The following is an 11,425-nucleotide window of genomic DNA, read 5'->3' as shown; positions in this document are numbered from 1 at the left end:
CTAAAGTGCGAAGCTTTCTACATAAAAGATGAAGTAATAACTTCATCTTCTATTGTAATTCAAATTGTAGAAAATTACATCAAATATTATAATGAAAATAGAATCCAACAAAAATTGGACTACCTGTCTCCGGTTGAATACCGGAGACGGTAGCCCTAGGGTGTTTTTATTAAATTCTCACTTTTTGGGGTCAGTCCCTTTTATACACCAAGTTTTTTATATAAGGACATCCTCCTAGTAAGAATTTTTCTTTGAAGTAGACGATGAGAAGAATCAAGCGGATTTTATAATAGCAGTAATGGGGAATAGCATTAAATGCGAATTAGCTGGAGTTAGAAATTTATTTCTTACTCCAGCTTTGAGGTTTTAAAGGTGAGAGACGATAGGCTCGAACCGGTGCCCCATTACAGCTATTATAAAAAAATCCGCAAGGATTTGAATCATCGTCTCCCCGCCAACACTCAAGAAGCACCAAAAGAAATCCTTCAAGCCGTTGTTGCACTTATTATTTTATAAAAAACTCACGAAAGAGCGCTGGAATATGGTATTATAGTGGAATAAGGAGGGATGCGCTGTGCGAATTATTTCAGGAGAATTTGGCGGAAGACGCTTAAAGGCAGTACCGGGCCAAAATACTCGTCCGACGACTGACAAGATAAAAGAATCGCTCTTCAATATTCTTGGCGGTTATTTTGACGGAGGAGTCATGCTCGACATGTACAGCGGAAGCGGAGCCGTTGCCATCGAGGCCGTCTCTCGTGGGATGGACCGTGCGTTTCTATTTGAGAACAATCGCCTTGCACAAAAGACGATTGAGCAAAATATCGAGATTACAAAATCACCCGAGCAATTTCATTTAAAACGACAAAACGTCAAACAAGGGCTCAAAATCATTGCGAGTGACCCAGCGTTTGAACCGTTTAAGTTGGTGTTTATGGATCCACCGTATCGCTTGCAAGAAATTGTAAAGGACATTGAGCAGTTGCAGGAGTTGAATCTAGTTTCTCCAGACTGCGTGATTGTTTGCGAGGTGGATAAGGAAGTTCAACTTCCAGAGCGAATTTTAGAATTTGAGCAATATAAGCGCGTGGAGTACGGGATTACAGCATTAGTGTTTTTTGACCGTGCGACTAGCGAAGAGGAGGCTTAAGATGAGAAAAGCGGTAGTAGCAGGAAGCTTCGACCCGATTACGAATGGTCATTTAGATATTATCGAGCGAAGCAGTGAGCTTTTCGATGAAGTAATTGTGGTTTTATCGCATAATGTTCAGAAAAATTATCTGTTTTCATTAGACGAGCGGAAATTACTGGTTGAAAAGGTAATCGCTCATGTACCTAACGCTAAAGTGGTGGCCGTTAGCGGAGGATTAACTGTAGAAGCTGCAGCACAATTAGGGGCAAGTGTTCTTGTCCGCGGTGTACGAAACGCAACCGACTTTGAATATGAAGCAACTCTTGCATCCCATAACCGTGTTCAGAATAGCAAAGTCGAAACGGTATTACTCCTCAGCAAGGAGGAGTACCGATTTGTCAGTTCGTCAATGATGAAGGAATTGGCTCGTTTTGGAGGAGCTGTAACATCGTTTGTTCCAAGTGTGGTAGCTGATGCCTTGCAAGAAAAATACAAAGATGCGCCAGAACGCACAATAAAAATGGAAGAGGAGATAACAGATGTCAAAGGTTAAGAAGATTATTATTGCAGCCTTAATTTTCGTTGTATTAGCGATTGTTGCGATGATTCCAATCCCGTATGTGATTGAATCGCCAGGGACTGCAGAAGATGTATCTCAGTTTTTAACGATTAGTGGAGCAAAAGATGAGGACCAAGGGACGCTCCGGGTGCTGACGGTATATGTCGAACAGGCGACCGTATTAACGTACTTCAAGAAATTCTTGAAGCACCACGAACTACTTCCTTCTGAAGAGGTATTTGGGGATTATACGCCAGAAGAATTCGATGCCCTGCAAGATTTCAGTATGCGAAATGCCCGTTCGACAGCGGTTCGTGTTGCCTTTGAAGCGGCTGGGAAAACGGTGGAACGACATGTGAATGGTATTTTCGTCACACGGGTAGACCAAAGTTCGAATTTCCGCGACAAGTTACAAGTCGGGGATATTATTGAAACGATTGACGGAAAGAGCCCAGGCAATACCGATGAGAGTTTTGAGGACTTAAAAGACTATTTAGCAGGCCTTGAACCAGGACATACGCTAGTCCTTCAAGTGAAACGTGACGATGCAACAATGACCATCAGCGCGCCGTTGAAGATGGATAGCCGTACTGGTGGTATCCGTCTTGGATTTGGCGGGGAAGTGGATGAAGATGTGACTTCTGACCCATCTGTTGAATTTGACCCACATGGTGTAAGTGGTCCTTCAGGTGGTTTGATGTTTACACTTGAAATTTATAACCAAATTACGAATAGTCATTTGAAAAACGGACATAACATTGCCGGAACAGGAACAATTGAATTAGACGGAACCGTTGGACGTATCGGTGGAATTGATAAGAAATTAGTGGCTGCGATTGAAGCAGGTGCGACAGTTTTCTTAGCCCCAGACGATGAAATCACGGACGAAATGCGTGCACGTTATCCAGATATTAAATCGAACTACGAAGAAGTCAAAGAAGCGGCTGAAAAGTTAGGAACAGATATTAAAATTTATCCTGTGAAGACGTTACAAGACGCGATTGAAATTCTTGAAAATCTATAACCAATGAGTCATTTTTCTCATATCTTTAATTGGAGAAATCTTTTTAAGGAGTGAGAGAAATGGCTTTTTTTGATGAGTGGAAAGAAAAATGGGAGTCGTGGAGTCTAGCGGTCAAGGGTGCGGTCATTTGCGGAGGGCTTCTTTTATTAGTAGGTGTTGGTGGACTGTTGCTTAAAAAGGATGAAGTCGTAGAAGAAACCGAAGCGGTGGTAACGACGGTGTTGGCGGAGAAAACAGAAGAAAGTACGACGCTAGAAGCGGTCATTTTCGTTGATATTAAAGGAGAAGTGAAAAAGCCGGGAGTCTATCAAATGAAGGTTGGAGATCGAGTGAAAGACGCGCTCGATGCCGCGGGAGGATTGACGGCAGAGGCAGATAGCCAGAAAGTGAACTTGGCGCAAAGAGTAGAAGATCAGATGGTGATCGTTGTGCCAAAAGTGGGAGAAGAATCTGAGGCAATTCCAGCGGGTGCAACGAGTAAAGAAGCATCCAAAGAAGGAAAAGTGAATATTAATACGGCAACGGTGGAAGAGCTGAAGACATTGAAGGGTGTCGGCGAGAAAAAGGCCGAGGCAATTATCGAATACCGCAAGAAGAACGGTTCGTTTAAAACGAAAGAAGATTTGATGAAAGTCCGCGGCATTGGCAAGAAGCTCTTCGAATCCTTTGAGGAAAGGATTGTGACGCAATGAGTTACTGGATACTAGCGGTGCTTGTAGCGTCTGGCATCGTTGTGTTTGAGGGGGCAGTCGCGTGGTGGATTGTCCCTTTATTCATGGTTATCGTGGCGTGGAAACGGGGGCACGAGGCATGGAAAAGAGTAGTCGGTTTTGTGCTATGTGTAGCGATTGGGATACGTCTGTTTTTGTATGTACGTGAAGTGTCTCAACCTGCTTTTACTGTCGATGATGCGATACAGGGGCAACTCGTGTTAAATCCAAACCATTTGAAGGTGAATGGAGATTTAGTAACGGGAACGGCCACGCTTGAAGCAGGAACGAAACGCGAAAAAGTCTTTTTCTACTATGTACTAGAGTCGGAATCTGAGCAACAAACCTTGTTGCAGTTGAGCGAAGTAGTCCGAGTTACGGTGGACGGAACTATTGAAGAAATTGAGCATGCGCGCAATAAAGGGAATTTCGATGCGAAAAACTATTATCTGAGTCTTGGGGTGCTGCACGCTTTGAAGGTTGTGCGAATGAATTCTAGTATGAAGCCCGTCACAGGATTCTGGAGCTTTGTGGAGCATCTGCGTTCACGGTTGTTAGAAACGTTGCATGTTCAAAAAGATAGTCGAATTAAACAATATACAGGTGCCTTACTCTTAGCGGACCGAACGGGTTTTAGCGAAGAGGAGTGGGAGCAATACAAACATCTGGGCCTCTTGCATCTCTTAGCCATTTCCGGATTACATATCTCCTTAATGGTCGCCTGCCTCGAACGCCTCTCGTGGCGGATCGGTATTACCAGAGAGAAAACGCGTGGATTACTGGTTCTGTTTATAGTGCTCTACGGATTTGTGATTGGCTGGAATATTAGCGGCACTCGTGCGATTGGCATGGTCGTGTTAGCCGCCTTATCCAAACCGTTCGTTAGAAAACGTGGGAGCGTACAGATGGACTGCTTACTCTGGATGGCGATTGCGTCCATTCTCGTTTGGCCCGGCATTCTTTTAAATGTAGCCTTTCAACTAAGTTATGGATTAACAGTCATTATTACTTTTCTCTCGAAATGGCAACGCGCTGTCTTGCCTCGCATTCGCGCTAATTTATGGGTACCGATTGGGATGAGCCTTATCGCATTGCCGCTTCTGTGCCAGTATTTCTTTTATTGGAATGCGCTGAGTATTCTTCTGACCGCGCTCTTTTCGATGCTATTTGAGATGCTGCTATTTCCATTGTTAACCGCCTATTTTGTCGCGCTACTTTTTGGATTAGGTTCGCTGATTGACCTTCTAAAAACTTTTGGAGAATTCATTCTTTCTGGAGTTTCTCGAATCCTCACTTTCTGCCAGCAGTTGTCCTTTACAAAATTCACACTGGGGATTTGGGACAAATGGGAAGTCGTTCTCTTTCTTACAATCCTTATTGTCGTAGGGGTTTTATTCGAACGAAGAAAGATGACGATTCGAAAAGGGGTTGTTTGTCTTATTGCACTTTTAGCTCTCTTATTTGAAGTGCCGTATCACTGGGGGACAGAACTCGTGATGGTGGACGTTGGGCAAGGGGACTCCATCCTTTTACTAGCGCCAGGGTGGAATCAGGCGACACTGATCGATACAGGCGGCCTCTCGGATTTTAAACAGAAAGAGGCGTGTCGGCACAGAAAGAAAAAAGACCAAGGGATTACGACAGTTGTGCCAGCCTTGCAAGCAGAGGGCCTCTCGGTGCTCTCACAAGTCATGTTGTCTCATGGGGACGAAGACCATGTTGGAAACTTAAAAACTATCGCCAAGCATCTCACTATCCGTCAACTTATTATCGGAAAAGGAATGGAGAAGATTCCGCTGATGCAGGAGATGAAAAAGAAATATCCAAAGATTCAGTGGCGATTGGTGCTGGCAGGAGATGAGTGGAAATGGAATGGGACGAAATGGAAGGTATTGTGGCCAAAAGGTTTGTCTCATGCGGAAAATGAAGACTCGATACTGGCGCTAGTGACAGTGATGGAGCAGACGATTCTTCTCACTGGAGACGCCTCAGAGAAGGTAGAAGAGGCTGTCGTTAAAGACAATCCACACTTGCAGTTCTCTATCCTTAAAGCGGGGCATCATGGGAGCAGGACGTCGAGTGGCGAGGCGCTTCTTACACTCGTTCAGCCAAGACTCGCGTTCATATCGTGTGGGAAGCACAATCACTATGGGCATCCGAGTCCAGAGACTTTGGCGCGCTTGAAAGCTACTGGCGCTATCATTTTCCGGACGGACCAAGACGGGCAAATTCGGCTTCGATTCACCACAGAAAAACTGGAAGTCACGACCACGCTTACGAAACGGAAAAAAGAATTGAAACAATAGACAAAGACTCGTTTTCAAGATAAACTAAAACAACAGGAGGCGAAGAAATGGAATTTGAGAAACAGCTCAATCGAATTAAAAAAGGGCAAGTTAGTCTGGTGTATCTCGTTCAAGGGAAAGAACCATACTTACAAGAGCTTGCGCGTAAAGTGTTTTTGGACACCATTGTCGCTCCTGAAGATCAGGACTTGAACGTGGGACGATTCAATATGGATGAAGTGTCCGTTCAAACCGCGGTCCAAGATGCCGAGTCTGTGCCATTTTTTGGAGACCGCAGATTAGTCATGATCGATAATCCAACGTTTTTAACAGGGGAGAAGGAGAAGAAATCCATCGACCATCATTTAGACCGCCTACAAGCGTATTTAGAAAATCCGATGGACAGTTCGGTGATGGTTTTCTTTGCTCCGTATGAAAAGTTGGACCAACGTAAAAAAATCGTGAAGCAGTTGAAGAAGGTTGCCGTTCTTCTGGATGCGAGCGAACTTTCAGAACGCGATGTGAGACAATACATCAAGGACTATTTACGTTCGCAACAATATGGCATTCAAGAAGAGGCGTTAAACACCTTACTCATCAAGACACAATACTCGCTTACGACTTGTATGAAAGAACTTGATAAATTAATGGTTGCCGAAATTGGAACGTATTCCATTCGACTCGAAACGGTCGAGGCATTAGTGGCTAAAACCTTGGAACAAAGCATCTTTGATTTTGGGGAAGCTATCCTGAACAAAGACAGCAAGCGTGCTCTTCAAATTTATCATGATATGCTATTGCAAAAAGAAGACCCAATCAAAATGAACGCGATTCTATTAGGCCAATTCCGCCTATTGCTTCAAGTGTCGTATTTGAAAAAAGCCGGCTACCAAGAACCCGAAATTCAAAAAACACTCGCGGTGCACCCGTACCGGGTCAAACTCGCACTCAACCAATGCCGTCGCTACGGAACGCCATTACTCGAAGCAGCCTTCCAGCAATTAGTCGAAACCGAGTACGCATTGAAGACCAGCGTCGGAATCAAAGAAATGCAATTGGAATGGTTTATTCTCCAATTTTGCGGCCAAAGAACGTTATAATTAGTCTGTTTGAAACGTCGATATTTTATTAAAGATTTCGGCGTTGAGTCGTTTATAAATAATTATCTAATTTTTAATTAAAATTTGAGTTGAATTAATAAAAATATGTGGTACAATGTATATACAATTAAGGAGGGGTTAAAATGAGTACAATTTCATTACGTTTAAATAAAGAAGAAGAACGCCTTTTTAAAAATTATGCAGACTTTACCGGAGAAGGATTAACGACCCTATTAAAGAAAGCATTAACTGAAAAAATTGAAGAAGAATATGATTTACAAGCTGTAAAAGAGTACGAAAGTGCTAAAGCAAATGGAGAAGTTATATTAGTTGACCATGAGGAATTCTGGGGAGACTTATAATGAGGTACACACTTTCTTATGATGAACGTCTCAAAAAGAAAATTAAAAAATTAGATAATGGAACCAAAGTGATCTTAAAAAAATGGATTGAAAAAAATTTGATGGACTGTGAAGAGCCTAGAAGTAAGGGGAAACCTCTGCGTGGAACTTTGTCAAAATATTGGAGATATAGAATTGGAGATTATAGATTAATTGTAGAAATCGAGGATGACCAATTAAAAATTATAGCATTTGAATTTGCTCATAGAAGCAGTGTTTACAAATTTATGAAATAGGAGAAACCCATGGAATTACTAATCGTAATCATCGCTGTTGTTTTAGTAGCGGTAATCGCCTTTGCGTTCCGCACAAAGCCAAATACCAGCGGAGCGGTGGAACAAACACCATCAACTCAAGAAAGTACACCAGTAGAAGAAGCGTACATCCCAGAAGAATTAGAAGAGTACTTACGCGAATTGAAACGCAATGGCCAACCGATTAAAGCTATTCAAAAATTACGTAACGTAACAGGAATGAGCTTGTCAGAAGCTAAACAATTTGTCGACGATATTATCATCTAACAAAAACAGAGTGCACGAGCAGGAGCCTAAACACCTCCCTCGGGCACTCTTTTTTTCATGGCGCCTTCGAATTGATTGTTTTTTCAGCACCTTTACCTCCCCCGGCCACCCTTTCTTTTCCCCTCCGCCTTCGAATTGATTTGGACCCTTTTTCCCAGCACCTTCATATCCCCCGGGCACTCTCTTTTTTCCCCGGGGGCCTTCGAATTGTTCGGGCATTTTTTTATTTCTGAAATAAAGAAGATACCAAGGAGTAAAATTCTTACGGATTCTACGGGTGAAATCTAAATAGAGGATAAACAAAAAAAGAATCAGTTTATTGAAAGAATAGCGGGGAAGTGCATTAAATGCGAATTAGCAGGAGTAGGAAGTTCTTCCGTACTCCTGCTTTGAGGCTTTAAAGGCGAGAGACCTAGGCTCGAGCCGTTGCCCCGCTATAACTCTTTCAATAACAAAACTGATTCTTTTCAGTTTATCCGATATAACAATCTACCTTGAAGAAATCCGTAAGGATTTTACCCAACCAAGAAGCACCACTTCTATTTCAGAGCATAAAAAAAGAGCCCGAGATCAATTCTCAGGCTAATTATTATTTGCTTAATTTTGCAGCAAGACGTGATTTATCACGAGAAGCTTTGTTTTTGTGGATTAATCCTTTAGAAGCAGCTCCGTCGATTGCTTTGTGAGCAGCACGTAATAATTCTTCAGCATTTTCAGCACCTTCAGCTACAGCAGCGTCAAATTTTTTGATAGCTGTACGCATAGCAGAAGTTTGAGCGTTGTTAGCAAGTGTTGACTTTTTGTTAGTACGAACACGTTTGATTTGTGATGCGATATTTGGCAATGGGTTCACCCCTCTTTCATTTAACATGTATAATTACTGATCAGTTGTTTCCAACACGAACTATTATACAAAAGTCCTACTTGAATTGCAAGCAAGGTATTGTGAAAGAACAAGACAGACAAACGGTAAAACTCCCGTAATGATGGTATACTAGAAAAGAAAGAGGTGAAGTCATGGATCAATTTAAATTAGTGGCTCCTTATGCACCAAATGGAGACCAACCTCAAGCCATCCAAGAACTCGTCGATGGCATCAAAAATGGGGTCAAAGAACAAACTTTACTTGGGGCAACGGGAACAGGGAAGACGTTCACGATTGCCAATGTGATTCAAGAAGTCAATAAACCAACGCTCGTATTAGCGCATAATAAAACATTAGCCGGACAGCTGTACGGAGAGTTGAAAGAATTCTTCCCGGACAATGCGGTCGAATATTTTGTGTCGTACTATGACTACTATCAACCAGAGGCATACGTTCCTGCCAGCGATACGTATATCGAGAAGGAATCGAGTGTCAACGATGAGATTGATAAATTACGACACTCGGCCACAAGCGCTCTTCTAGAACGTCGCGATGTGATTGTAGTGGCGTCCGTGTCTTCGATATATGGTTTAGTAAACCCGGAAGATTACCGCGACCATGTATTGTCGCTTCGTGAAGGCATGGAAATCGAACGTGATGACTTATTGCGTCGATTGGTAGAAATGCAGTTCGAGCGTAACGACTATGATTTCCGCCGTGGAACATTCCGTGTTCGTGGGGACGTCGTTGAAATCTTCCTACCAGGAAATGATGCGACAGCCTTTCGTATTGAATTCTTCGGAGATGAAATCGAAGCGATTAAAGAAGTTGATGTGTTGACGGGTGAAATTAAAGCAACTGTGGAACACGTTCCGATCTTCCCAGCAACGCACTTTGTGGCCAATGAAGACCAAATTTCACGGGCCGTGGCTACGATTAAAGAAGAGCTTGCGGAACGACTAAAAGAATTACGAGACAACCATCAGTTACTTGAAGCACAACGCTTAGAACAACGGACCAACTACGATATCGAAATGCTACTAGAGATGGGCTACTGTAACGGGATTGAGAACTACTCCCGTCATATGGATGGCCGACGTCCAGGACAACCACCGTATACTTTATTAGACTTCTTCCCGAAAGATTCGCTCTTCGTGGTCGATGAGTCGCATATTACGATGTCACAAATTCGTGGAATGTATAACGGGGACCGTGCTCGTAAGGAGCAGTTGATTCAATACGGCTTCCGCTTACCAAGTGCTTTAGATAACCGTCCATTGCGCTTTGAAGAGTTTGAGGAACGCGTGCCACAAATCATTTACATTTCGGCTACTCCGGGGCCTTATGAATTATCACATACGCCAACAGTTACCGAGCAAATCATTCGTCCAACTGGCTTATTAGATCCACCTGTGGAAGTTCGTCCAATTAAAGGACAGATTGATGACCTTATTAGTGAAATTAATTTACGTGTAGAACGAAACGAGCGTGTTTTCATTACGACTTTAACGAAGAAGATGTCTGAGGACTTGACCGACTACTTAGAAGAAGTGGGCATTAAGGTGAAGTATTTGCATAGTGACATTAAGACATTGGAACGTACGGAAATCATCCGTAACTTACGACTCGGGGAATTCGACGTATTGGTCGGAATCAACTTGCTTCGTGAGGGGTTAGACGTGCCGGAAGTGTCTCTTGTGGCGATTCTCGATGCGGATAAGGAAGGCTTCCTTCGTAGTGAACGTGCTCTGGTTCAAACGATTGGACGTGCTGCGCGTAATGCGAACGGTCGTGTGATTATGTATGCCGATAAGATTACGGATTCGATGCAAAAAGCGATTGATGAAACGAATCGTCGTCGTGCCATCCAAGAGGCATACAATAAAGAACATGGCATCGTTCCGAAGACCATCGTGAAGAATATCCGTGATTTAATTGCGATTACGCACGAGGTCGAAAAAGAAGATGCCCCAACGACTGCAAAAGACTTCAAGAAGATGACGCAAGAGCAACGTCGAGAAGCGCTCGAGTTACTCGAGTTGGATATGCGTGCGGCAGCCAAGGACCTCGATTTCGAGAAAGCAGCCGATTTACGCGACGTGATTCTCGAATTGCGTGCCGAGTATCGTTTATAAGAGGTCGCATTTATGAAATGGACATTAACAAAGGACTTACCAGAACTGGAAGGGGAAATCTTTACCAGCCAAATGGATGGATTTTCTTTTCAGGTGGTGAGTGCCACTAAAAAACAAGGTTTAGAAATCGTAGCGCTCGATGAGGTTAACGAGCGCTATACCTTATTCGATATACCGACAACAAGTAGTAGCATCGCTCAAGCCTTGCGCGAAGAGGCAGAGGAGCTAGTGTTTCAATGGATGCATCCTGAGCAATCGGATATTGAAGAAGCGCGCCAAAAATGGACGAAGTGGATGACCGAACATATCGTCCCGTATCATGGCAATCCGTTTGAGAAGACGGAGGCACTGGGGTTTACGGTTGAAGATAAAGGGAAATGGTATGCGCTGATGATGGTAGTTCCGCTTCAAAAACTAGGAGTGGCTTCAAAGGCCGACTCCCTCATTTTGAACGTGAAGATTCATCCGGAAGACAAGGAACGACTCATCGCGACTGACGGGATTTTCGAAGCCTATCATATGAATAAGAAGCATTGGATTTCAATCGCGCTGAATGTATGCTCAGATGACGCACTCGTGAAAGAGTGTATCTATACCAGCTACAAATGTGTTGTAAAGAAAGACAATTCTTTACTTTCAACGAGAGATTCGCTATAATTTTCAACATAGCGTTTTAGCAAAAAGGAGATTTTT

13 protein-coding genes are annotated in these 11,425 nt (G+C 43.2%); 12 read left to right on the top strand and 1 reads right to left on the bottom strand.

The window, feature by feature from the left end; all coding sequences use genetic code 11:
- From ADH02_RS09385 to ADH02_RS06100, 10 genes are all read left to right on the top strand, one after another.
- On the top strand, window positions 1-153 hold a 153-nt coding region (locus ADH02_RS09385; RefSeq protein WP_048781683.1), incomplete at its 5' end, for an IS3 family transposase.
- A gap of 421 nt (window positions 154-574) precedes the next feature.
- On the top strand, window positions 575-1,150 hold the full coding sequence (gene rsmD, locus ADH02_RS06140; RefSeq protein ID WP_048783448.1) for a 16S rRNA (guanine(966)-N(2))-methyltransferase RsmD: 576 nt from the start codon (window positions 575-577) through the stop codon (window positions 1,148-1,150).
- 1 nt (window position 1,151) lies between these two features.
- A complete protein-coding gene (gene coaD / locus ADH02_RS06135; RefSeq protein WP_048783447.1) occupies window positions 1,152-1,685 on the top strand; it encodes a pantetheine-phosphate adenylyltransferase in 534 nt (177 codons plus the stop codon).
- Window positions 1,672-2,715, top strand: a complete 1,044-nt coding sequence (locus tag ADH02_RS06130) for a SepM family pheromone-processing serine protease (RefSeq protein ID WP_048783446.1) — start codon at window positions 1,672-1,674, stop codon at window positions 2,713-2,715. Before coaD ends, ADH02_RS06130 begins: the two co-directional genes overlap by 14 nt.
- Window positions 2,716-2,774: 59 nt before the next feature.
- Window positions 2,775-3,407, top strand: a complete 633-nt coding sequence (locus tag ADH02_RS06125) for a helix-hairpin-helix domain-containing protein (RefSeq protein ID WP_048783445.1) — start codon at window positions 2,775-2,777, stop codon at window positions 3,405-3,407.
- The gene (locus tag ADH02_RS06120) at window positions 3,404-5,731 is read left to right on the top strand and encodes a DNA internalization-related competence protein ComEC/Rec2 (protein ID WP_048783444.1); all 2,328 of its coding nucleotides are present in this window, start codon (window positions 3,404-3,406) and stop codon (window positions 5,729-5,731) included. Before ADH02_RS06125 ends, ADH02_RS06120 begins: the two co-directional genes overlap by 4 nt.
- 47 nt (window positions 5,732-5,778) lie before the next feature.
- The gene (holA, locus tag ADH02_RS06115) at window positions 5,779-6,810 is read left to right on the top strand and encodes a DNA polymerase III subunit delta (protein ID WP_048783443.1); all 1,032 of its coding nucleotides are present in this window, start codon (window positions 5,779-5,781) and stop codon (window positions 6,808-6,810) included.
- Between the two features lie 143 nt (window positions 6,811-6,953).
- Window positions 6,954-7,172, top strand: a complete 219-nt coding sequence (gene relB / locus ADH02_RS06110; RefSeq protein WP_048783442.1) for a type II toxin-antitoxin system RelB family antitoxin — start codon at window positions 6,954-6,956, stop codon at window positions 7,170-7,172.
- Window positions 7,172-7,447: a type II toxin-antitoxin system RelE family toxin gene (locus tag ADH02_RS06105; protein WP_048783441.1), complete on the top strand. Its 276-nt coding sequence runs from the start codon at window positions 7,172-7,174 to the stop codon at window positions 7,445-7,447. The genes relB and ADH02_RS06105 overlap by 1 nt, the downstream gene beginning before the upstream one ends.
- A gap of 9 nt (window positions 7,448-7,456) precedes the next feature.
- A complete protein-coding gene (locus ADH02_RS06100; protein ID WP_048783440.1) occupies window positions 7,457-7,732 on the top strand; it encodes a hypothetical protein in 276 nt (91 codons plus the stop codon).
- Window positions 7,733-8,321: 589 nt separating this feature from the next.
- Here the strand turns inward: ADH02_RS06100 and rpsT are convergent.
- The gene (gene rpsT, locus ADH02_RS06095; protein WP_048709754.1) at window positions 8,322-8,576 is read right to left on the bottom strand and encodes a 30S ribosomal protein S20; all 255 of its coding nucleotides are present in this window, start codon (window positions 8,574-8,576) and stop codon (window positions 8,322-8,324) included.
- A gap of 173 nt (window positions 8,577-8,749) precedes the next feature.
- Between rpsT and uvrB the strand changes: the two genes are divergently transcribed.
- Both uvrB and ADH02_RS09215 read left to right on the top strand, forming a co-directional pair.
- Window positions 8,750-10,732 (top strand): excinuclease ABC subunit UvrB, encoded by a 1,983-nt coding sequence (uvrB, locus tag ADH02_RS06090; protein WP_048783439.1) that lies wholly within the window; start codon window positions 8,750-8,752, stop codon window positions 10,730-10,732.
- 12 nt (window positions 10,733-10,744) lie between these two features.
- Complete coding sequence (locus ADH02_RS09215) at window positions 10,745-11,389, top strand: MmcQ/YjbR family DNA-binding protein (RefSeq protein WP_053091411.1); 645 nt, start codon at window positions 10,745-10,747, stop codon at window positions 11,387-11,389.
- The last annotated feature ends 36 nt before the right edge of the window (window positions 11,390-11,425 follow it).

It is taken from the genome of Streptococcus sp. 263_SSPC, from assembly GCF_001071995.1.
Taxonomy (GTDB): domain Bacteria; phylum Bacillota; class Bacilli; order Lactobacillales; family Aerococcaceae; genus Granulicatella.
This window is presented reverse-complemented; position numbering and strand designations above follow the sequence as displayed.

What these genes read in the sequence shown, in the direction of transcription:
- ADH02_RS06120 (WP_048783444.1), top strand. Translation starts at nt 3,404, where the DNA reads ATGAGTTACTGGATACTAGCGGTGCTTGTAGCGTCTGGCATCGTTGTG.
- ADH02_RS06100 (WP_048783440.1), top strand. Translation starts at nt 7,457, where the DNA reads ATGGAATTACTAATCGTAATCATCGCTGTTGTTTTAGTAGCGGTAATC.
- ADH02_RS06105 (WP_048783441.1), top strand. Translation starts at nt 7,172, where the DNA reads ATGAGGTACACACTTTCTTATGATGAACGTCTCAAAAAGAAAATTAAA.
- holA (WP_048783443.1), top strand. Translation starts at nt 5,779, where the DNA reads ATGGAATTTGAGAAACAGCTCAATCGAATTAAAAAAGGGCAAGTTAGT.
- ADH02_RS06130 (WP_048783446.1), top strand. Translation starts at nt 1,672, where the DNA reads ATGTCAAAGGTTAAGAAGATTATTATTGCAGCCTTAATTTTCGTTGTA.
- ADH02_RS09215 (WP_053091411.1), top strand. Translation starts at nt 10,745, where the DNA reads ATGAAATGGACATTAACAAAGGACTTACCAGAACTGGAAGGGGAAATC.
- uvrB (WP_048783439.1), top strand. Translation starts at nt 8,750, where the DNA reads ATGGATCAATTTAAATTAGTGGCTCCTTATGCACCAAATGGAGACCAA.
- ADH02_RS06125 (WP_048783445.1), top strand. Translation starts at nt 2,775, where the DNA reads ATGGCTTTTTTTGATGAGTGGAAAGAAAAATGGGAGTCGTGGAGTCTA.
- coaD (WP_048783447.1), top strand. Translation starts at nt 1,152, where the DNA reads ATGAGAAAAGCGGTAGTAGCAGGAAGCTTCGACCCGATTACGAATGGT.
- relB (WP_048783442.1), top strand. Translation starts at nt 6,954, where the DNA reads ATGAGTACAATTTCATTACGTTTAAATAAAGAAGAAGAACGCCTTTTT.